This is a genomic window from Pseudoalteromonas sp. ATL1, from assembly GCF_058933015.1.
This window is the reverse complement of sequence record NZ_JBZYXL010000001.1, coordinates 2,946,692-2,968,156: the sequence shown is the minus strand read 5'-3', so window position 1 is coordinate 2,968,156 and position 21,465 is coordinate 2,946,692. Positions and strand designations below refer to the sequence as shown.

The window sequence follows — 21,465 nt, the reverse complement described above, 5'->3', positions numbered from 1 at the left end:
TATCAACGTGGCCCATGCTATTCGCAATGGGCTACTTTTTCGGCACATTCCTTAAGCAAGTCAGGATAACCTTTGCGTAATGACAACACTGGGTGATGCCTTTCATTTATCACTCGTCGTGGCGACCTTCCATAATCTATGCTACACCTAATTTGGGCTGATTAATCAAAGGACGGCCGAATTATGTCGCGTATTTTGCAACACATGGATGATTTTAAAAAGTCATTCTCATACCGTGCGTTCAATATTTTCGTTGTAAGCGTTTTATTGATTGGCGTCATTTCTATCGCCGTGATAAGCAATCGCACCGAGCGCGAAGTTGAAAGAGATTACTACACAGAGATTAGTGGTCAGCTTTCAATGCGCTATAATCTGCTAACTAATCAACTAGATACCAAAGTTAGACAAATTCGTTTTTTGCATGATACACCGCCTGTAAAAGGCATAATGCGTGCAACTGCCAACAATGGCATTGATCCTTTAGATGGAACAGCGAGAGCACAGTGGATCAATAGGCTAAAAATCATCTTCAAAAGTTATATTGATAATCACCCAGATATTATCCAACTAAGATACATAGGTGTAGCAGAGCAGGGAAAAGAAATTGTAAGAGTAGACAGACGCAATAATGTGGTTAACGTTGTTGATGAAAGCGCATTGCAACGCAAAGGAGAATCTTCATATTTCAAAGCGGTCAGCAAACTTAGCCCCTCAGATGTTTATATCTCTGATCTCAACTTAAACCGCGAATATGGCAAGCTTGATTTCCCTTATGTACCCACATTGCGTATCGCGATGCCAGTATTTGATCAATCTCAAACATTCTTTGGCTTGATTGTTATTAATGTTAAAGCATCGATTTTACTTGCGGAAATACAACAAGAGTTAAACGATGAGTTACAGTTGTATCTTATTAATAAGAAGGGATATTTCAAAATACATCCCGACTCTTCTAAAACATTTGGTGAAGATCTAGACAAGACCAATCGGTGGAACAATTTCTTCACGACAGGGCAGCAACGCAATGGCTTTACCGTAGTTAAACACCTGATCTCAGGAAACGAGTTGCTCTATCAGCAAAAGCGCGTACTTTTCCCTCATTCAGGAGATCCTTATTTTTTAGATATCATTGTGGGTGTGCCCACATCTCATATTGAAACCATTGTTGGTAAGCGTCGAAACCAGCTTGTTATATTGGTTGCCGCTACTTTATTTGTTGTGATTGTAATTGCTTCTATCTATCAAAGTCATATGCACAAGAGGATCACTTTGCTAGAAGCTAAATATATGTACGAAGCGATAGTTTTAGGCTCGTTAGATGCGATTGTTAGCATGGATCTTAAAGGAAAAGTGACAAACTGGAACCATGCTGCACAAAAGATATTTGGTTATCTTCCTGAGCAAGCAATTGGTAAAACTATTTTTGAGTTGATTGTACCAAAAGATGATAATTGGATTAAGCCAGACACTTTATACAAGCTCAGTGTAGAAAACCAAGAACCGTTCGACTTTTCTGCAAAAAAAGATAATGGCGACCTGATTGACGTGTCGATTTCTTTCTCTCCTATCACCTTTAAGGACCAGAAAAACACCGGCATTTCGGCCATTATACGAGATATAACACAGCAAAAAGAAACTCAGTCGTTGCTCAGTGAGCTGAATGAGTCGTTAGAAGAGAAAGTGGCTTGTAGGACCAAAGAGCTGGAGCAAGCGCGTAAGAAGGCGGTAGAGGCAAATGAAGCTAAAAGTAACTTTTTAGCTAATATTAGTCATGAGATTCGGACACCAATGAACGCAATTTTGGGTTTAACTTATCTTTTACAAAAGCAGTCTCTATCAACAACTGCATTAAATATGGTGCAAAAAATCCATAGTTCGGGTGAGAATTTACTCGGTATTATTAATGATATTCTTGATTTCTCAAAGATTGAAGCGCACCGCTTAGATATTGAATGTATTTCTTTTCAACTTGCTGATGTGATGGATAATGTTGCCAATATCATGTCTTCTGCAGTGGGTGATAAGCCAATAGAAGTAATAATGGCAGCGATACCGCACGGTGCCGAAAATTTAAAAGGTGATCCACTCCGGTTAGGACAAATACTCATTAATCTTACGGGAAATGCGCTGAAATTTACGAAGCGGGGCGAAGTTGTTGTCGGCATGACACGTGTGAATGAACACATGGGCAATGGCAAAGTACGTATTCGGTTTTCCGTGCGAGATACTGGTGTGGGGATCCCTCTTGAAAAACAGCAATCAATTTTTGAGGCTTTCTCCCAAGTAGATACTTCTACGACGCGCACTTTTGGCGGAACAGGTCTGGGTTTAGCAATAAGCAAGCAATTAGTCAGTTTAATGGGCGGAGAACTACAATTGTTTAGTGAGGAAGGGGTAGGTAGTGAATTTTACTTTGAATTAACGTTTCCAATATCTGATCCCTTAAATAACTCAATTCCTAAAATGTTGAATCAGAGAATTTTAATAGCAGATGATCACGATGTTGCATTAGCTTTGATCGTTGATACTGCAGCAAGTCTTGGCTGGCGACCTGAGTCTACTTCATCCGGACAAGGTGTGTTAGATAAACTATCTGAGTTTGGTCATGCCAAATTTGATGCGCTGCTGCTTGACTGGAGAATGCCAGGCATTGATGGGCTCACAGTGGCAACCACAATCCATGATGAATATCCTGATTTTGACATCCCAATTATTATGATGGTTAACGCAGCAGATAGAGCAAAGCTGTATGAACATCCCGCAAACAGTTTGATCGAAGCTGTTATTACTAAACCAATTACTAGCTCTAGCTTATACAATACGATGCTTGAGTATAAAAATCGTAAAGGAGAAATACACAAACATGTCAAACCACTTGATGCTAAGCGTGTAAGAGATCTTGTAATACTCGTTGTTGATGACAATGAAATTAACCGTATGGTTGCTAAAAATATTCTATCTAGTGAAGGAGCTGATGTTGAATTGGCAGAAAATGGTTCCAATGCATATTCAATTTTAGCTAAAAACCCAACCAAGTTTGATGTGGTTCTAATGGATGTACAAATGCCAGTTATGGATGGCTATGCTGCAACTCGAGAAATGCGTCTAAATAAAGAATTACGAGACATTCCCGTTATTGCGCTTACTGCTGCGGTTTTCAAAGCTGATAGGGAGGCAGCGATTAGAGCCGGAATGAATGATTTTGTGCCGAAACCTTTTGATGTCGAGGAGCTGATCAATGCTGTTTTGCGTTGTACCAAAAAAGACATAGTGGAAACGGATATTTACGCATCCCCAGTAGATAAAGTGCGTGATGTGCCATTGTTTAGTGAAGAGCTGGGAATTAAAAAGTGGACAGATGTTAATAGCTATCAAAGCCAACTAGCGGTTTTCTTGGAGCATCATGAAAATGATATTCAGAGAATATCCGATGCTATAGATAGCAAAGATATTTCAGAAGCAAAACGATTGTGTCATAAGCTTCGAGGCTCGGCGGGGGCACTTGTACTTATGCCGCTATGTGATCGTACAAGTGAATTGGAATGTGGATTACAAGATCAACGACAGGACTGTAGACACTTAGTGAACCAATTAACAACTTGTATGAAGGAAACGGTTAGACTTGTTAAAGAATATCTATCGACAAGACAAAATAAAGTTCGTACGTCAGCTAAGGTTGTCACGAGTGCTGAGGTGGCAAACAACGCGTTGACAAAATCAGCCTGTAAAAGTGTGCTCAATACATTACACAGCGATAACCCCTGTGAAGTAGAAAAAGTAATTAAAAAGGTTGAAAAACACCTTCCTCAGAATTTAGTCGAAGAGATTAATGCGTGTTTAGAGAAGTTTGATTTTCGGCGTGCCGAAACTCTGGTTGAAGACTTTATTAATTCTAAGGAAAAATAGATGCCATTCTCACGTCCAATTTTGTGTGTTGATGATGAACCGACTAACTTAGCGCTCATGCGTCAAACTTTAAAAGATGAGTATAAGTTGGTATTCGCTAGAAACGGAAAGGAAGGTATAGAGACTGCATTAAAGCATAGCCCTTCACTTATTTTATCTGATGTAGAAATGCCAGAAATGGGTGGTTTTGAGTTTGCTAAAAAGCTGAGAAGCTATCCCGAGCTATTTCATATACCGATCATCTTTGTGACATCGCTTAACAGTGAATATGATGAGCAAAAAGGTTTCGATGTAGGCGGTGTTGATTATATTTACAAACCAATATCACAAGCGATATTAAAAGCCCGTGTGAAGACGCATTTATCATTAATTCGCGCTGAAAAATTAGAGGCAAGTCAAAAGGCTGCGATTTTCATGCTTGCCGATGCGGGTCACTATAACGACTGTGATACTGGTGTGCATATTTGGCGGATGGCGGCATACTGCAAGTTAATTGCAGAGAATATGGGGTGGGATAGAAGTCGAGCTGAGCTTCTCGAGTTAGCTGCACCAATGCACGACACGGGTAAAATTGGAATTCCAGATGCCATCTTAAAAAAGACCAGGCAAACTTGAAGAGTGGGAAATTATGAAACGGCATTCTCAAATTGGTTTTGAGATCCTTAGCCGTAGTGACGATCCAGTTTTTAAGCTGGCCGCGGAGATTGCTTTAAATCATCATGAAAAATGGGATGGCACAGGATACCCAAATGGATTAAAAGCAAGAGAGATACCAGAGTGTGCGAGAATTGTTGCGGTGGCGGATGTGTTTGATGCCTTAACAATGAAAAGGCCTTACAAAGAGCCATGGCCGCTAGACAAAGTATGCATGACCTTAAGAGAGATGGCTGAAAATCACCTTGATAAAGATATTGTAGAATTGTTCTTTGAGTTAATGCCGAACGTGTTAGAAATAAAAGCAATGTGGGACAAAGAAGAAGCAAAATTAAATGCTGCGTCTGTTGCTAATGATAGTGATTCTAGGAAAGAAGCATAGAGTGTATCAAAAAGTAGTGAGAATTTGCGTCCTAAGTAAATTAGAGATTAAGCTAGTTCAGCAAGAAAAAAGCCCGTATAATTGCCGCCCTCGAATTTCCGTTGAAAAGTAGTCATTGCGATTGACGATGTGAGTAGCAAAATGAGCCAAACAGATACACGAAAAGAAGTTTTTGAAATAAATAAATTACAAAAACGGCTGAGAAGACAAGTAGGTAACGCCATCACCGATTACGGTATGATTGAGCAAGGTGATGTTGTTATGGCTTGTATCAGTGGTGGTAAAGACTCATTTGCGATGCTCGACATTTTGTTGCAATTGCAAAAAGTCGCACCTATTTCGTTTGAAGTTGTCGCGGTCAATTTAGATCAAAAACAACCGGGCTTTCCAGAACACATTCTGCCTGAGTACTTTGAGTCTTTAAATATCCCTTACTACATTGTCGATAAAGACACGTACTCCGTGGTAAAACAAAAGGTTCCAGAAGGCAAAACAACCTGTGGGCTTTGCTCACGACTGCGTCGTGGTACTTTATATTCATTTGCAGAAAAGATCGGTGCGACGAAAATCGCGTTAGGACACCATATGGATGACATGGTTGAAACGCTGTTTCTAAATATGTTCTATGGTGCTCGACTAAAAGGCATGCCACCAAAATTACGCTCTGACGATGGTCGTAACGTGGTTATTCGCCCGTTAACATATTGCCGAGAAGATGATCTAATTCGTTACGCGGAGCACAAGGAGTTCCCAATCATTCCTTGCAACCTGTGCGGCTCTCAAGAAAACTTACAGCGTCAAAATATTAAAGCCATGTTGGTTGAATGGGACAAGAAAACACCGGGTCGTGTAGAGAACATTTTTAAATCGATGCAGAACGTGAGTCCAAGCCAGTTAGCTGATAGAGCGCTTTTTGATTTTGAAAATCTGCCCTTGGATCGAAGCGAAGAGCGTCAAGAGTACGAGTTTAGCGAAGCGGTTGTTTCTTCGACGAACATTGACGAATCACTATTTATTGATGTGACAAACATCTAATCGAATTTAGGAGGGCGTTCAGAATTCTGTGTCAGCTAATTTTGGCTAGATATCTAAGACATCATCCAAGCGCCCATCAAAATGAATCGCCAGTTGAGACAATGTCATATTCCAGTTTTGAATTGGCATTGTCCATTTCTTAGAAGCATTCAATATCCCAGCATACAGTAGCTTAAGCAAGCTGTTTTCGTTTGGGAAGCCACCTTTCGTCTTGGTCAGTTTACGGAACTGGCGATGTACAGCCTCAATAGCGTTCGTGGTATAGATGGCCTTGCGAACGTACTCTGGATACTTAAAATAAACGGACAGGTTTGCCCACTTGTTTCGCCAAGAACGGAGCACTATCGGGTAATGTTGACCCCATTTGGACTCTAAACGCTCAAGTTCCATCTCTGCTGCTTCTTTGCTCACAGCGCGGTAAACTGGTTTTAGATCAGCCATGAACTCCTTTTGATGTTTGGAAGCGACGTACTTCATAGAGTTGCGGATCTGATGAATAACGCATTGCTGAACTTCTGTATTTGGGTAAATAGTTGCAATAGCTTCAGGGAAGCCTGTCAGGCCATCCACGCAGGCTATCAGGATATCTTCAACGCCACGGTTATGCAGATCCGTTAGTACAGATAGCCAGTAGTTCGCGCCTTCTGACTCGGATAGATACAGACCAAGCAGCTCCTTCTTGCCTTCGACGTTTAAGCCTAAGATAGTGTACACCGCTTTGCTGACATAGCGGCCATCTTCCTTAATTTTGTAGTGGATAGCATCAAGCCAGACGAACGGATAGAGCGCATCTAATGGTCGTTGCTGCCATTCTTTCAATTCGGGTATCAAACAGTCGGTAACGCCTGTGATGGTAGCCTCAGAAACGTCAATACCATACATATCTTCAACATGGCCGCGGATATCACGATAGCTCATGCCAAGCGAAAACATGGATAAGATCTTGCGGTCGATCTCATCAGTTAACTTAGTCTGGTTTTTCTTAACTAGCTTTGGCTCAAATGAGCCTGCACGGTCACGCGGGGTATCCAGTTCGAAAGTGCCCACTGAAGACTTAACGGTTTTCTTACTAGAACCATTTTTACGGTTAGGCTGCTCGTCATCTACAAGGTGCTGTTCCAGCTCTGCTTTTAAGGCAGCTTCGGTGATCTGTTTGATAAGAGGGGTTAAGAAGCCATCTTTGCCTGTCAGATCTTGCCCTGACTGAAGGGCTTTAATGGCTTGTTCTAAATCGAAGTCTTTGGTCATGTGTCATTCCTGTTTTCTTAATGATACTGAAATGACACAGATTTCTAAACACTACCGAATTTAGTTACAAAAAATGCCCCTGTTCAGGGGCATTTTTTGTTTTAATCCTTAAGATTCATCTAAAGGGCTCTTGTAACCATCTGGTTTTAGCGCGAGTACGTCACAATCTAGGCTGTCAATAACATGCTCGGCTGTGTTACCAATTAAGGCTGCGCTTAATCCTGTTCTGCCGACGGTGCCAATAACAACAAGCTCTGATTTATTCTCTTTAGCGACCATAGGTATTACGTCTTCTGGTAAGCCTTCTTTTATGATGCAATCAGCTTGAGCAATTGAAAACGATTCCGCGAGCGCATACGTCTCATCTTCATGGTGCTTTTTAACCGCTTCGTTGTAATGAGTTGGATTGAATTCTGGAATTTCAATCGCAATATTGACTGGTGTTGCAGGGTAGGTGTTAACTAAGCTCAACTGTGCATTGGCTAATTGGCAAATAAACTGTGCATCGCTAATGATTCTGCGGTTTAGCTCTAAGTGCTGTTCGTTGTCGCTCACCGCGTTAACTGCGGCTAATATATGGCCTTTTTCTGGCCAGTCTTGATCTTTTACGAGTAACACTGGGGCTGGGCATTTTCTGATCAAGTGCCAGTCTGTTGGCGTAAAAATAACTGATTTTAGGGTATCGTGCTGATGTGTCGCTTTGATCACGAGATCGTAGCCTTCACTTAACACACTTTTGATGATCGCCTCGTAAGGGCGGTTATGCCAAACGACTTTACTTTGTACCTTAATATCAGGAATATTATCAACAAGGTCATCTATCCACGCTTCTCTATCTTTAATTACCGCCTCTCGCATTGCTTCACGCTCATCTTTTGACAGCATGGTGGTCATTTCGTATGAAAAGTCATAAATAGATAAAAATGCGGTAATTTCAGCACCAGTTTTCTTTGCAAGCGTGATCGCGCGTTGCAAGCTATTTTGCTGCGCTTTTGTTGGGTCTATAACGGCTAGAATGCTTTTAATATTGTCCATTGCAAATTCCTTATCGTGCTAAGTTAGCTAAATCAGTTATCTTTAAGTGTAACCGATCTAGCCAAAGGTTAAAGAATTTGCAAACAATTCGTTGCTTTAGATCAAAGAGATATCGCTGCAGTGCGAGCTAAAGCTGGAATGTCTAAGATTGTGATGAACTTGCCTTCAACCTTGATGATTTCCGCTTTTTGGAAGCGACTCAACAGACGGCTGATGGTTTCAACCGTTAGGCCAAGATAATTACCAATTTCACCACGAGTCATGGTAAACCTGAACTCTTTGCGTGAAAAGCCACGTTCGCCAAACCGGTTCGATAAATTAAAGATAAAGGTGGCTAAGCGTTCTTCAGCCGTTTTTTTGTTAAGCAACAGTAGCATCTCTTGATCATAGTTTATTTCGTTACTCATCAAGCGCATGATCTGTTGTCGCAGCTTAGGCAGCTTTCCGGCCAAGTCATCGAGTGTCTCAAATGGGATTTCACAAACCATAGATGTTTCAAGTGCTTGCGCAAAGCTTTGATGCTGCATTTTGTTGATGGCATCAAAACCAACCAAGTCACCTGCAAGGTGAAAGCCTGTGATCTGCTCGTCGCCTTGTTCAGACAGGGTATAAGACTTAAATGAGCCAGAACGCACGGCAAAAATAGCGTTTAGTTTAGTGCCTGACTCAAAAAGGTAGTCGCCTTTATGTAATGGTTTTTTCCTTTCGATGATCTCATCTAGCTTGTCCATTTCTGTGCCATTTAAAGAAAATGGCAGACATAGCTGACTGATACTGCAGTTGTTGCAACTAATTGTGCACTGACTTTTGCCACGTTGCTGATTGCTCAAATCCATAATTTTTCCATCCAATATAAGACGTTTGGCCTAGGTTAATGTACTAATCTATCAGTTGCAATGATTAGTAGATAAACACCGTACCAAATGAAAACACTACCTAATCCTAATCTTACCAGATTGTGATTTAAAAAGCGGCTAAGTTGTTGGGCTGATTGGCCTATAACTAACATGGCTGGTAAAGTACCCAGTGCGAAGTAGGCCATGATCAGGGCTCCTTCAATAGGCGTTGGAGCCTGTAAAGTCCAAGTTAATGCGGAATACACCAAGCCACAGGGAAGCCAACCCCATAAAAGACCATAGCTCAGTACCTTGGCATAGTTATCGATAGGGAGTATGTACTTATTTAATTTTACAATATGCTGCCAAATTAGAGACTTTGCGCCCGATTCTAACCACTTTAGCGTGCTAGCAAGACGCATTACATAAATGCCAACTAGTAGCATAAACACGCCGCTGAATAGCTGTAAACCGAGGGAGAAAGTTGTATTTTGCTTGGCAAATGCACTACCGAGAGAGGCAACCAAAGCGCCTGCAATCATATAGCTCATTAAACGGCCAACGTTATAAAGCAAACTGACTTTGAAAGGAGCAAGCGACTTAGATGCTAATTGTAAGCTTGATGCAATTCCACCACACATCACAAGGCAATGCCCACTGCCCACTAGGCCCATTAAAAACGCACTAAATAAACTAATCTCGTTCATTGGCGTTTTTATGCTGCTCTTTGTCGTCTTCAAACAAAATGCTATGACCTTGCTTTTCAAGATCAGAGAACTGCTCGCTTTTTACTGCCCAAAAGAAGATCCCGATGGCAATGATAACAAACAGTATTGCAATGGGGATTAGTACATAAATAATACTCATAGTTTTAACAGCCTTAGTGAGTTACCTATCACAATGATAGAACTTGCTGACATACCTATCACTGCAAGCCAAGGTGGCACTAATCCCAGTGCAGCGAGGGGGAGTATTGAGCCATTGTATATCAGCGATATTGCTAAATTTTGTTTCACGATCTGGCGTGTTTTGAGCGCGACATGTTGTAGATGCACAATAGCGTTCAGATCGCTTTTCAGCAAAACAACATCGGCAACATTTTTAGAAATATCGGCACCCGTTTCCATTGCAATAGACAGGTGTGCACTGTTAAATACCGGGCTATCATTGACGCCATCGCCAATCATCGCAACGACTTCACCTGCCTCAGACCAAGATTCCACTGCACGTTGTTTGTCTTGTGCAGAGCAACTACTTTGTTGTGAGTTTAAGCCTAGTTTATCGGCTAACACCTGGCCTGCGTTACTGCTGTCACCCGTAAGCATATGGCAGCTTAGACCTGAACTTTGCAACTTATCTATCACGCTTTGCGCATTGTCACGTGTTTTGTCATCAAAGAAAAAGTTTGCGACGATAGATTTGTCGATATACAGCGTGGCTTGTGCTTCGCTGTTTTGAGAATCAAACCAGTTACTTTTGCCAATGGCAACATATTGACCGTTTAAGTGACCACTGATGCCTATTCCTGGGTGAACTTCTACATTAGCGAGTTCATGATGCTGCGTTAAATGTTCCGCAAAAGCGGCTGCAATAGGGTGTTCTGAATATCTTTCTAGACTTGCTGCCAGCGCTAACACATCGACTTCGCTATACGTGTTATCACATACTTCAACTTGCGCAATTGAAAAACGACCTTCGGTCAGGGTGCCTGTTTTATCAAAGGCAACTCGAGTTAGCTTAGTGAGAGTTTCAAGCACATGGCCTTCTTTTATCAGAATACCTTTTTTCGTCAGGGTTGCTACTGCGCAGGTTAAAGCGGTTGGTATGGCTAAGCTTAATGCGCACGGGCAGGTTGCCACTAATACAGAGATGGTTACCCAGAAGGCTTGCTCAGGTGAAACAGAATACCAACCGATTGCGGTGAGTGAAGCAAACACCAACAAGCAGGCAACAAACCACTGTGCGACTTTATCCGTTATCTCAACCAATTTAGGGCGCTTGCTGAGCGCATTATGCTGAAGGCGAATAATTTGGTTGAGTAGGGTATTTTGACCCACTTTATTGATCTCAACGGTAATAACACCATCATGATTGACTGTTCCCGCATAGATCTGATGCCCTTGATGCTTCTTAACAGGCAGATGCTCGCCGGTCATCATCGACTCATCTACACTTGTTGACCCTTCAAGCACAAGACCATCAGCAGGGATCGTCTCGCCGGGCTTAATTAGAATAATATCTGCTAACTTGAGGTTTTTTGCGGCAACAATATGCTCGTCTCTACTTGAGTCAATTTTTCGAGCGGTTAATGGTAAAAGCTTTTGCAAGTTTGCCGTAAATTCACTGGCCTTTAAGCGTGCTCTAAACTCTAAATATTTACCAAGCAACAGCAAAAAGGTGAACATACAAATGGATTCAAAATAGACTTCACCTACTTCCATCACCGTGGCATAGCTGCTTGCGGCATATGCGCCAAAAATAGCCAGCGACACGGGTAGATCCATATTCAGCTGTTTGGCTTTGAGGCCTTTGACTGCGTTGGTCAGAAACGGTAGGGCAGAATACAAAATAACCGGAGAAGCTAAAACGAGGCTGATCCAGCGAAAGTACTGCTCAAAATCCTCTTCCATGCCGGAAAACATGCCAAAATACATGGCAAATGCAAACATCATAACCTGCATGGTCATAAGCCCTGCCACACCTAAACGGCGAATATAGGCTTTGGCGACGGCTTGCTTTTGGGTGGCTTCGTCATCTGCTTGAAAAGGATACGCTTTATAGCCAATTTGCATCAATGACTTAATGATATCACTGAGCAAAACATGCTCAGCATTCCACACGATCATTGCTCGGTGGGTTGATGTGTTAACGTCAACACGTGCCACGCCGTTAATTGCTAAAAGCTGCTTTTCAATAAGCCATGCACAGGCGGCGCAGCTAATCCCTTCAACACTAAGCAAGACCTCAGTCAAATCACCTTGATGAGTGACAAAATCTTGCTGTACATCGGCATTGTCGTAGCTTTTTATCAGAGTCAGTTGTTCTGGTACTAATTCATCGACTTTACCTGCCGAAGTCGTTCTAAATTTATAATAGTCGCTCATTCCCTGAGAAAGTATGGTTTCGGCAACCGCTTGGCAACCAATACAACATACCTTCTGGGGCTCATTTAGATAGCTCACCTCACCAGTAAAGCCTGCTGGAATAGGTTCTAAACAGTGAAAACATGTACTGGCCATCGTAATTACTTATACTCAGGCGAAATCTTTATAATATCTTGTGTAGGGAGTTGTAAGTTTTCTTTTAACTTCCAACTGCCATCCATCGGTTCTAAAAATACTGTATAAGCACCTTGCTGGATTGGATCGAGTACCGATGTAAATTCGCCATTGGCGTTAGGAAGTAGGGTTGTTGTAAAGTCGTACTTTTTAATTGTTCTGTGGTAAAAAGCTGCTTTTAAGGCTTGAACTTTACTGTGATCGCCTTTTGTGAATTTAAACTTGATGTAATCGCTATCTACTTGTAAATCGCCGTGCAAATAAAGTGCTTTGGCTTTGTCGAACTTAGTTAACTCTAAGTTAATTGCCTTGCCCTTTTTGTAGTAATCATCAACAACCATGTCGGGACCATTACCCACAGCAACCATCACGAGTACAACACAGGCGACAATTGTTGCAAGAGGGAAAAACATTAAAAACCAAGGCCAGAAATTTTTATACCACGGAGTAGGATTCATAACGACTCTAATGCTTGAAAAGTGTGGCGATATTTTATCTTATTTGCTGCTAAATACCTAAAAAAAAGCCTCCAAATGGAGGCTTTTTTGATCTTAATTAACTATTAAGTATCGATTATTTATCTTGAGATAAGCTGTACACGTAAGCCGTTAATAAGTGAACTTTATCTTCACCTAAGATCTCTTTCCACGCAGGCATTACACCAGCACGGCCGTTGTTCAGTGTTTCTTCAACTGCACGTTGAGAACCACCATACAACCAGATATTGTCGGTTAGGTTAGGTGCACCGAATGGTAGGTTATGAGCCACAGAGCCTTTACCATCCATACCGTGACACGCCGCACACATGCCAAACTTAGCTTTACCCGCATCAGCGTCTTTTTGGTTAACTTTACGACCAGAAAGGCTTAATACGTAAGCGGTCATTTCTTTAACACCTTGCTCACCAAGCGCTGCTTTCCAAGTAGGCATTGCTGCAACACGGCCGTGTAAAAGCGTTTCTTTGATCTTGTCAGGTGTACCCCCGTATAACCAATCTTTATCAGTTAGGTTAGGGAAACCAGTACCACCACGCGCGTCTGAACCGTGACACTGAGCACAGTTTTGCGAGAACAAGCGCTGACCAATTTCAAGTGCTTTTTCGTCTTTAGCTAGTGTTTCAATATCTTGCTTAGCAAAAGCTTCGAAGATAGGGCCAAAACGCTCTTCAGCAGCAATGATTTCTTGGTCTAATTGAACCTTTTCACCATTTGCTAACGCTTCTTCAGTTGCTTTTTTAGATTCAGCAAGAGAAGTGATACCTTGGTTTGAACTTGTCCACTTAGCAAGACCTTGCCAGTTACCAAGACCAGGGTAAGCTGCTAAGTAATATACAGCCCAAACGAATGTCGCGAAGAACATATAAGTCCACCACTTAGGTAGTGGGTTATTGATTTCTTCAATTCCGTCAAACTCGTGACCACAGCTTTCGCCTTCTTTAACACCTACATAGTTCTTTAGGTTCCAAAGCAATAAGCCAAAGATCAGAGCAAGACACGCTAGGGTTAATACGATAACCCAAATACTCCAAAAGCTAGTCATTTTTCAGACTCCTTTTCCTCGTTAGAGATTGTTTCTTTATGCTTTTTTTCATCTTCAAAGATGGCATTCGCTGCACTATCGAAACGATTTTTAGTGCGTTTGCTATATGCCCAAGCAACAATCACAATAAATAGTACCAAAATTACCAGAGTCAAAATGCCTCTGTATGTGCCGTAATCCATAATAATTACTTCAAGTGTGTGCCAAGTTGCTGAAGGTAAGCAATAAGGGCTTGCATTTCTGTTTTGCCTTTAACTGCTGCTTCTGCACCTTGAATATCCTGCTCGGTGTATGGCACACCAAAGCCTTTGAATACTTCAAGTTTCTTGGCGGTTAACTTACCGTCTAGTACATTTTCATCTAACCAAGGATAAGCTGGCATGTTTGACTCAGGAACCACAGAACGCGGGTTCATAAGGTGTGCATAATGCCAGTCATCTGAATAGCGTTGACCTACTCGAGCTAAGTCAGGGCCAGTACGCTTAGAGCCCCACTGGAATGGGTGATCCCATACTGACTCACCAGCAACAGAGTAGTGACCGTAACGCTCAACCTCGTCACGGAAAGGGCGGATCATTTGTGAGTGACAGTTGTAACAACCTTCACGAACAAAGATATCGCGACCTTCCATTTCAAGTGCAGTAAGTGGGCGTAAGCCCTCGACTGGTTGAGTTGTGTCTTTTTGGAACATCAACGGTGTGATTTCAACAAGTGCACCAAAGCTAATTGCGAATACCGTTAAGATAGCCATTAGGCCAACGTTCTTTTCAACGATTTCGTGTTTGTTATTGGCTGAATTATTATTGCTCATAATCTACACCTCTTAAGCCATTTGCGTATTTGCATCAGTAGCTAGTGAGCCACTTTTAGCAGTTACAGTGCGCAGCACGTTGTATGCCATAACAAGCATACCTGTAACGATGAACACACCGCCTAAGAATCGCATGATGTAGAACGGCTTAGACGCTTCTAGAGATTGAACGAAGCTGTACATTAACGTACCGTCTGCGTTAACTGCACGCCACATTAGACCTTGCATTACACCTGAGATCCACATTGCAACGATGTATAGAACAACACCAACAGTGTGTAGCCAGAAGTGCGTGTTAACTAGTTTAACGCTGTACATGTTACCGTGACCGAATAGTGCAGGGATTAGGTGATAAATTGCACCGATTGAAATCATTGCAACCCAACCTAGGGCACCTGAGTGTACGTGACCTACAGTCCAGTCAGTGTAGTGAGAAAGCGCGTTTACTGATTTAATTGCCATCATTGGGCCTTCGAACGTAGACATACCGTAGAAAGACAATGAAACAACTAAGAAACGAAGTACTGGGTCAGTACGTAGTTTGTGCCATGCACCTGAAAGCGTCATGATACCGTTGATCATACCACCCCATGAAGGTACAAATAGGATCACTGACATAACCATACCTAGAGACTGAGTCCAGTCAGGTAGTGCTGTGTAGTGAAGGTGGTGAGGACCAGCCCAGATATAAAGAGAAACAAGTGCCCAGAAGTGAACAACCGATAAACGGTAAGAGTAAACTGGACGACCAGCTTGTTTAGGTACGAAATAGTACATCATACCCAAGAAACCTGCAGTTAATAGGAAACCTACTGCGTTGTGACCATACCACCATTGAACCATTGCATCTACTGCACCTGCATAGATAGAGTAAGACTTAGTTAATGATACTGGTACTGCCATGCTGTTAACGATATGAAGAACAGCAACAGTAATGATGAAACCAGCATAGAACCAGTTCGCAACATAGATGTGAGATACTTTGCGCTTGATAAGCGTACCGAAGAACACAACCGCGTAAGTTACCCATACAACCGCAATAGCGATATCGATAGGCCACTCTAGCTCAGCATACTCTTTAGAAGAAGTAATACCTAAAGGTAGAGTGATGGCTGCTGAAACAATAATAGCTTGCCAACCCCAGAAGGTGAAAGCGGCTAATTTGTCTGAGAAAAGGCGCGTTTGACAAGTACGTTGTACAACATAATACGATGTTGCAAAAAGTGCACTTGTACCAAATGCAAAGATTACTGCGTTCGTGTGTAACGGACGAAGTCGAGAGTAAGTTAACCATGGAGTGTCAAAGTTCAATGCCGGCCAAGCGAGTTGGGCTGCAATAAGAACACCAACACCCATGCCAACGATGCCCCAAATCACTGTCATGATAGCGAATTGGCGTACAACTTTATAATTGTACTCAGTTTGTGATGCTACTGTTTGGCTCATTTTCTGGATTCCGCTGCAATTAATGCGATTAGAAATGAATTACCTGCGTTAACAGGCCCTGCTTATTATTTCAACAAGCTCGTTTAAAAATAAATCTGATAAAGCAAATCTATTTCAAACCAACTTGAGAAACCCTTATTTTTGCAAGGAAATGATAATTTTTTTGCAAAAGAAAAGATACCTCAAACACCTAAAATTATGACATCAATCAAATTTTGGCCCCATTTTTGCTCAATTATTCACCTTTGTGGAATATCTACAAATTCTGCTTTACCATGTCGCAGTTTTGTAAATGCCATTTTGGACAAATAATGAGCAAATATTGGTTTTACGCGCTTGTTGCTGCGAGTTTATTGAGCGCATGCTCAGACCCTTCTGACATTATACATGAAAGTTCAGAAAAAAGTGAAAGTTCGTTACAAGATGTGAATTGCATTGCCCAAAAGCCCTGCATATCACACAATGATATCCATTTGTGGTACGCCAAAGCACACATTGTAGGTGAAAGTGAGTTTAAGGTGTTTGCAAAAATACCGCAGGGGTACGAGTTGAAATCAGCAATGTTATCTGGCGAAACCATGAATATGGGATATATCCCAGTTTTTTTTGCGGCCCAACAAAACAACGTATATTCGGCGACCACAATGGTGGGGTTATGTATCACAGAGGTAATGCAATGGCGCCTTACACTGACGATGCTTAACGCGCAAGGCGATACGCTCACTAACACCTTTCCTTTATATGTAATCAGGTAGTGCAATGAATAAACTCATCGTGATTGAACATATTAAGTTTGCATTAGAAGCAAAACTGAACGAAGCGCAGCAAGCGGCCCAAAGTGCACATGAAGATGCAACACACGAACAAAGCGTGGCTGAAACTCAGTATGATTCTTTAAGTATTGAATCTGGCTATTTAGCACAAGGCCAAAGCGAGCGTGTGAATGAGGTGCATAAATCAATTTCTTTATTTGCACAAAGTTATGACGTTAACGTACTCCCTAAAATAGGCCTTGGTAGTTTAATAAAGGCCATAGATATAGACGACAACACACATTGGTTTTACCTCGGTCCCAGTGAAGGCGGGTTAAAAGTTGTAGTAAAAGGGGAGCTTATTCTGGTGATCACACCATCGTCACCAATCGGTAAGGCTATGAACGGTAAGCGGGTAGGTGACGAATGCGAGTACACTGTGGCTGGGCAAACTTACAACTATGAAATATTAGCGGTGATGTAATCTAAACGACTCGCGAATCAGTTAAGTCAACCGGTATAAGCGAAGCGCTATCCGACATTACAACTGGCGCATGTTTGTGATTTAAATATTTGGCTTTAGCGTTTAATTTGGATGGCAATACTTCGAATCTTGGCAGGCCAACATGCTGTGGGTTTGTACAGGTATCAGGGCAAGAGCATGAAAAATCACTTGCTATTCAATACCTTTTCTAGATAGCACTCGTTTCTAGCTGCTTTTAGCTGTTTCGCGCGTACACCTTTGTTAAAGGATGTCTCTTTCTTCAATAAATTCAATGCAATATGTCTTACACCAGCCAACACTTCTGCTGCTCCGTCGCGGCGTATACGGCAACCATCTTCATTCATTGCCACATCCAAACACCAATGAAGACTGTTCTCAATATACCAATGTGCTCGCGTGGCTTCTGCTAGTCTTTGCGCACTCAAGTTCGCTGAGCTTATGTAATATTGATAGGTTAATTCACCTTGCTGCTGGTTATCCGATTTACGGTAAGACACTATCACGCCTACACTTTGTAAATTGGGCCAGCCAGCTCTTGCGGGAATTTGAGCCATTTCATGGCAGACAACAGCCGCTCTGAATTCTTCTCGACCTCGTTGATAATCTACTTCACTTAATAAGCTATCAGTCGCTATCTGGCGTGATATTTCTGGTTGCAAGAGTTGTTTCACTTGTTCAAATAAGTTGCCCTGATTGGCTTTGAGAGCCAGCAAATAATCTGCTTCTTTTTCTATAATTTGCTTCGCAATCTCCTTTTGGCAGCCCATCGCATCAATCGTCACTAAGCAACCTTTTAGCTCTAGTAACTGTAGCAACTCTGGGATTGCGGTGATTTCATTGGACTTCGAGTCGGTCTTGCATTGACCTAACGTCACGCCATTTTCACAGGCAAACGCACTGACAATGTGGATAGCATCTTTTCTATCTGGCTGTTTAAATGAACCTTTTAGCCTTTTTTCATCAATGGAAACCACACTGCCGTCTGTGAGTTCACTACAGCTTTGCATCCATTGAGAGAAACAGGCTTGAAACTGGGTCATATCAATACGACTTATAACTCTTGCAATCGTGTCGTGCCGCGGCACGCCGTTCGCTAACGCTATAAACTTACGTAACCAAGTTAGTTTGTCATGGGCAAACTCTTCAATTTCCTCCCAACCTTGGCAACCTGCGATTACGGCGCTGATTGTTAGAAATAGAATATCAAATAATGGATGTTGCACTTTACCTTGCTGGCGTGGGTCATCAATGGAAGAAAAGTGTTCGAACAACTTATTGGCTGACATAATTGTGCTGCTTAATCTGAAAAGCAGTATAAGATCATAAATTTATGTCAAGGTAAAGTTCATGATCTTGCCCTGGTACAGGTATAACTTAAGAGAGCAAATTTTGTTGCCTGAGGCCTCGTTAATTAATGTTTTGATTGTGCGGCTTAAAGTCTGAAACTTAAAGTTAGTGCTTGATTTATAAAATTAATTTATATTCGGTGGTAACCTTTTTTATTCGCGTTTAAGTAGATTCTCGTTTTGCTCTGTGAGCGTTGTTACTTTTTGAAAGCAAAATGAGTGTTAACCTGCTAATATTTAGCGCAATTAAATTTGTTAATTGGTGTGTTGTAGGGCTAATGGGTAGAACATTAACGCGAATTCACGCTAATACACTGTTAGTTGCTATGGAGAGCTTGTGCAAAAAATTAAAAAAGTATTTCAATTAATTGTTGGTTTTATTTTAATAGCTCTATTAATTTGGGGAGCTTATTTATTATTTAAGGCAGTAGGGGCAATATTTAGTAGTGTCGACCCCAAATTAGCAGCGGGAATAATTGCAGGTTCTGCTACGGTTCTCGTTTCTGTTATCACTGTTTTATTTTCGAAAAAGCAAGAGCATAAAGTAGATATACAAAATCAACTACGAGAGAAAAAGATTCCAATTTATGAAAATATAATAGAATTTATTTTCTTGATAACTTTTGCTGAAAAATTAGGTAAAAAGCAACCTTCTGAGCAGGAAATGATTAGATTCTTTGCCGATACAACTAGAGATTTGGTTATTTGGGGTTTCAAAGATATGGTGAAAGAGTTTGGTAATTTTAGAGATACATTAACAAATTTGGCTGACACTTCTGATACAACAGTAATGTTAGTATGTGTTGAGGATTTGTTTATTGCCATTCGAAAAGATTTAGGTCATAACGTTAGCGGCGTTAAACGAGGCGACATATTGCGTTTATATATCAATGATACAGAGACGTATTTTCCAGCAACTTAATCGGGTAGCCGAGGGTATCTAGCCCTCAGCCCCCACAACACCCTGCATGCGGGTCCGCACAGGGCGTTTCATCTAACAGATTACCCGTTTGGGTAATGCACTTTTATCCATCCGTCTCTGAGTGAATATAGTCCCTCATTTTTCAGATAATTTAAGCTTAAAGCCTGTTGAATACCGGGTGTTTTGGAACTGCGCCAAGGTCCTTTACTTGTGATGCCACAGGCAACAGCTGCTTGCACATGAACTCCACGCTTCATCAGGTTTCTTACTTTAGTTCTCGGTTTTCGCCATTGTCGCCAGTAACACATCCTGATCCTGCGCCTTATCCATTGGTCTAGGTCAACACATTGCTGGTATGTGTTCGCAATACCAAAGTAATTGATCCATCCGCTTAGATATTGGCTTAATTTAAACAACTGATATTGCATGCTCACGCCCCAATTACGGTTAGTTAAAATGCGTACCTGTCGCTTAAATTTATGCAGAGTTTTGTCATGCCATTTGATTGCTCCACGTTTAAAGGTAAACCCTAAGAATTTACTTTGTGTGGTGTTAACCACCTGACTTTTATCCGTGTTAACAAGCAATTTGAGTTTAGTTTCAAGGAACCGAGTAACGCTGGCAAGTACACGTTCGCCCGCACGTTTTGATTTTACTAAGATTATAAAATCATCAGCGTAACGGGCAAATTGGTGACCTCGTTGCTCCAATTCTTTGTCTAAATCATCCAACATAATGTTGGATAATAAAGGTGAAAGAGGGCCGCCTTGCGGTACTCCTTCTAAACTCGGAATTAGCGTGCCATAGTCATCAATTCCAGCTCTCAAATAACGGCCAATGAGTTTGAGCAAGCGTTTATCTTTGACATGACGTGATAAATTTCGCATCAATAAGTCGTGATTGACTCGGTCAAAGAACTTTGACAAATCGACATCTACCGCAATATTGCGTTTAGATTTAATAATTTGTTGAACTTGCTTCACTGCTTGTTGGCCGTTACGGTTAGGACGAAAACCAAAGCTGTTATCTGAAAATGTGTTATCAATGATGGGCGATAAAACCTGAGTAATGGCTTGCTGGATAACCCGGTCGACCACTGTGGGTATGCCGAGTTGCCGTTTTCCACCATCGGGTTTATCAATTTCAACGCGTTTGACCGGTTGTGGACGATAAGTCCCATTTTCGAGTTGAGCTTTGCACTGTTGCCAGTGTTGTTTTGCCCAGTCGATAAATTGGTCTATTTTCATACCATCTACACCCGCTGCGCCTTTGTTGGCTTTAACCTGCTTCCATGCGCGTTGAAGATTATCGTTTGATAAAACGTGTTCGAATAAATCAAAGTTGAAGGTTGATTGCACTGCATTACGCTGCATATCAGAACCACAGGGCTGTGGCGTATAGTTATGTAAGTAAGACATGAAGTATTCCTTCGGTTAAATGTTCAGGCCTTCACCGTGTCCCATCCATTACGATGGGTGTTTGGCTACTATGCCGTCTGCTGACTGCTGGATAATCACAAAATAAATTGCTCTAAATTGCGCTGCGTGCGTATCGGTGGGTGTTGCAGTGGTTTCGCTCGTAGTCTATTTCGCAACCAAATAGCACGCCAAGGGGTTGATTGACCAGCCACTTACTGGTATTTTCCGCAGCGATAGCGCAGGCCGCATGTTATCCAGCTCTCCCCGAATAAGAACATTAACTTTCATTGCACAACTGCATCATTTACGGTGGCCGTTAGATCACGTGACTTCGTTATCTTGTGCTAACTCG

At 41.7% G+C, this 21,465-nt stretch carries 18 protein-coding genes and 1 pseudogene; 6 read left to right on the top strand and 13 right to left on the bottom strand.

Translation table 11 applies throughout. The annotated features are described in order from the left end of the window. Window positions 1–183: 183 nt before the first annotated feature. From AC5FX4_RS12950 to ttcA, 3 genes and pseudogenes are all read left to right on the top strand, one after another. Entirely contained in the window at window positions 184–3,906 is a 3,723-nt protein-coding gene (locus tag AC5FX4_RS12950; RefSeq protein WP_493606789.1) for a response regulator, read from the top strand. Beyond that, window positions 3,907–4,942, top strand: a pseudogene (locus AC5FX4_RS12945) (response regulator). It begins immediately after the preceding gene. A gap of 141 nt (window positions 4,943–5,083) precedes the next feature. After that, the gene (gene ttcA, locus AC5FX4_RS12940) at window positions 5,084–5,977 is read left to right on the top strand and encodes a tRNA 2-thiocytidine(32) synthetase TtcA (RefSeq protein WP_493606788.1); all 894 of its coding nucleotides are present in this window, start codon (window positions 5,084–5,086) and stop codon (window positions 5,975–5,977) included. Between the two features lie 45 nt (window positions 5,978–6,022). On the opposite strand, the gene AC5FX4_RS12935 is transcribed toward ttcA, so the two are convergent. From AC5FX4_RS12935 to ccoN, 11 genes are all read right to left on the bottom strand, one after another. After that, window positions 6,023–7,225 (bottom strand): IS256 family transposase, encoded by a 1,203-nt coding sequence (locus AC5FX4_RS12935; RefSeq protein ID WP_493605020.1) that lies wholly within the window; start codon window positions 7,223–7,225, stop codon window positions 6,023–6,025. Between the two features lie 108 nt (window positions 7,226–7,333). Beyond that, window positions 7,334–8,260 carry a universal stress protein UspE gene (uspE, locus tag AC5FX4_RS12930; RefSeq protein WP_493606787.1) on the bottom strand — a complete coding sequence of 309 codons (927 nt, stop codon included), beginning with the start codon at window positions 8,258–8,260 and terminating at the stop codon, window positions 7,334–7,336. Window positions 8,261–8,361: 101 nt separating this feature from the next. Continuing rightward, entirely contained in the window at window positions 8,362–9,096 is a 735-nt protein-coding gene (locus AC5FX4_RS12925) for an FNR family transcription factor (protein ID WP_493606786.1), read from the bottom strand. Between the two features lie 35 nt (window positions 9,097–9,131). Next, a complete protein-coding gene (locus tag AC5FX4_RS12920; RefSeq protein WP_493606785.1) occupies window positions 9,132–9,803 on the bottom strand; it encodes a sulfite exporter TauE/SafE family protein in 672 nt (223 codons plus the stop codon). Then, a complete protein-coding gene (gene ccoS / locus AC5FX4_RS12915) occupies window positions 9,790–9,963 on the bottom strand; it encodes a cbb3-type cytochrome oxidase assembly protein CcoS (RefSeq protein ID WP_070987092.1) in 174 nt (57 codons plus the stop codon). Before ccoS ends, AC5FX4_RS12920 begins: the two co-directional genes overlap by 14 nt. Continuing rightward, window positions 9,960–12,335, bottom strand: coding sequence for a heavy metal translocating P-type ATPase (locus AC5FX4_RS12910; RefSeq protein WP_493606784.1), 2,376 nt, complete (start codon window positions 12,333–12,335; stop codon window positions 9,960–9,962). Before AC5FX4_RS12910 ends, ccoS begins: the two co-directional genes overlap by 4 nt. Window positions 12,336–12,340: 5 nt before the next feature. Further along, on the bottom strand, window positions 12,341–12,832 hold the full coding sequence (locus AC5FX4_RS12905) for a FixH family protein (protein WP_493606783.1): 492 nt from the start codon (window positions 12,830–12,832) through the stop codon (window positions 12,341–12,343). 115 nt (window positions 12,833–12,947) lie between these two features. Next, entirely contained in the window at window positions 12,948–13,913 is a 966-nt protein-coding gene (gene ccoP, locus AC5FX4_RS12900; RefSeq protein WP_493606782.1) for a cytochrome-c oxidase, cbb3-type subunit III, read from the bottom strand. Next, the gene (locus AC5FX4_RS12895; RefSeq protein ID WP_476289346.1) at window positions 13,910–14,095 is read right to left on the bottom strand and encodes a cbb3-type cytochrome oxidase subunit 3; all 186 of its coding nucleotides are present in this window, start codon (window positions 14,093–14,095) and stop codon (window positions 13,910–13,912) included. The genes ccoP and AC5FX4_RS12895 overlap by 4 nt, the downstream gene beginning before the upstream one ends. Before the next feature lie 5 nt (window positions 14,096–14,100). Continuing rightward, window positions 14,101–14,724 carry a cytochrome-c oxidase, cbb3-type subunit II gene (gene ccoO / locus AC5FX4_RS12890; RefSeq protein WP_493606781.1) on the bottom strand — a complete coding sequence of 208 codons (624 nt, stop codon included), beginning with the start codon at window positions 14,722–14,724 and terminating at the stop codon, window positions 14,101–14,103. Window positions 14,725–14,736: 12 nt separating this feature from the next. Continuing rightward, a complete protein-coding gene (gene ccoN, locus AC5FX4_RS12885; protein WP_493606780.1) occupies window positions 14,737–16,170 on the bottom strand; it encodes a cytochrome-c oxidase, cbb3-type subunit I in 1,434 nt (477 codons plus the stop codon). Between the two features lie 311 nt (window positions 16,171–16,481). On the opposite strand from ccoN, the gene AC5FX4_RS12880 reads away from it, so the two are divergent. Beyond that, window positions 16,482–16,925 (top strand): hypothetical protein, encoded by a 444-nt coding sequence (locus tag AC5FX4_RS12880; protein WP_493606779.1) that lies wholly within the window; start codon window positions 16,482–16,484, stop codon window positions 16,923–16,925. Between the two features lie 4 nt (window positions 16,926–16,929). Next, a complete protein-coding gene (locus AC5FX4_RS12875; protein WP_493606778.1) occupies window positions 16,930–17,406 on the top strand; it encodes a GreA/GreB family elongation factor in 477 nt (158 codons plus the stop codon). A 185-nt stretch (window positions 17,407–17,591) separates the two neighbouring features. Here AC5FX4_RS12875 and AC5FX4_RS12870 read toward each other — a convergent pair whose 3' ends face one another. Further along, complete coding sequence (locus tag AC5FX4_RS12870; RefSeq protein ID WP_493606564.1) at window positions 17,592–18,713, bottom strand: ISAs1 family transposase; 1,122 nt, start codon at window positions 18,711–18,713, stop codon at window positions 17,592–17,594. 397 nt (window positions 18,714–19,110) lie between these two features. On the opposite strand from AC5FX4_RS12870, the gene AC5FX4_RS12865 reads away from it, so the two are divergent. After that, complete coding sequence (locus tag AC5FX4_RS12865) at window positions 19,111–19,695, top strand: hypothetical protein (protein WP_493606777.1); 585 nt, start codon at window positions 19,111–19,113, stop codon at window positions 19,693–19,695. 80 nt (window positions 19,696–19,775) lie between these two features. On the opposite strand, the gene ltrA is transcribed toward AC5FX4_RS12865, so the two are convergent. Then, window positions 19,776–21,113 carry a group II intron reverse transcriptase/maturase gene (gene ltrA, locus AC5FX4_RS12860; RefSeq protein WP_493606139.1) on the bottom strand — a complete coding sequence of 446 codons (1,338 nt, stop codon included), beginning with the start codon at window positions 21,111–21,113 and terminating at the stop codon, window positions 19,776–19,778. Window positions 21,114–21,465 lie beyond the last annotated feature (352 nt).

Excerpts from the sequence above, each read along its gene's own strand:
- AC5FX4_RS12950 (WP_493606789.1), top strand. The coding sequence starts at position 184 with ATGTCGCGTATTTTGCAACACATGGATGATTTTAAAAAGTCATTCTCA.
- ttcA (WP_493606788.1), top strand. The coding sequence starts at position 5,084 with ATGAGCCAAACAGATACACGAAAAGAAGTTTTTGAAATAAATAAATTA.
- AC5FX4_RS12935 (WP_493605020.1), bottom strand. The coding sequence starts at position 7,225 with ATGACCAAAGACTTCGATTTAGAACAAGCCATTAAAGCCCTTCAGTCA.
- uspE (WP_493606787.1), bottom strand. The coding sequence starts at position 8,260 with ATGGACAATATTAAAAGCATTCTAGCCGTTATAGACCCAACAAAAGCG.
- AC5FX4_RS12925 (WP_493606786.1), bottom strand. The coding sequence starts at position 9,096 with ATGGATTTGAGCAATCAGCAACGTGGCAAAAGTCAGTGCACAATTAGT.
- AC5FX4_RS12920 (WP_493606785.1), bottom strand. The coding sequence starts at position 9,803 with ATGAACGAGATTAGTTTATTTAGTGCGTTTTTAATGGGCCTAGTGGGC.
- ccoS (WP_070987092.1), bottom strand. The coding sequence starts at position 9,963 with ATGAGTATTATTTATGTACTAATCCCCATTGCAATACTGTTTGTTATC.
- AC5FX4_RS12910 (WP_493606784.1), bottom strand. The coding sequence starts at position 12,335 with ATGGCCAGTACATGTTTTCACTGTTTAGAACCTATTCCAGCAGGCTTT.
- AC5FX4_RS12905 (WP_493606783.1), bottom strand. The coding sequence starts at position 12,832 with ATGAATCCTACTCCGTGGTATAAAAATTTCTGGCCTTGGTTTTTAATG.
- ccoP (WP_493606782.1), bottom strand. The coding sequence starts at position 13,913 with ATGACTAGCTTTTGGAGTATTTGGGTTATCGTATTAACCCTAGCGTGT.
- AC5FX4_RS12895 (WP_476289346.1), bottom strand. The coding sequence starts at position 14,095 with ATGGATTACGGCACATACAGAGGCATTTTGACTCTGGTAATTTTGGTA.
- ccoO (WP_493606781.1), bottom strand. The coding sequence starts at position 14,724 with ATGAGCAATAATAATTCAGCCAATAACAAACACGAAATCGTTGAAAAG.
- ccoN (WP_493606780.1), bottom strand. The coding sequence starts at position 16,170 with ATGAGCCAAACAGTAGCATCACAAACTGAGTACAATTATAAAGTTGTA.
- AC5FX4_RS12880 (WP_493606779.1), top strand. The coding sequence starts at position 16,482 with ATGAGCAAATATTGGTTTTACGCGCTTGTTGCTGCGAGTTTATTGAGC.
- AC5FX4_RS12875 (WP_493606778.1), top strand. The coding sequence starts at position 16,930 with ATGAATAAACTCATCGTGATTGAACATATTAAGTTTGCATTAGAAGCA.
- AC5FX4_RS12870 (WP_493606564.1), bottom strand. The coding sequence starts at position 18,713 with ATGTCAGCCAATAAGTTGTTCGAACACTTTTCTTCCATTGATGACCCA.
- ltrA (WP_493606139.1), bottom strand. The coding sequence starts at position 21,113 with ATGTCTTACTTACATAACTATACGCCACAGCCCTGTGGTTCTGATATG.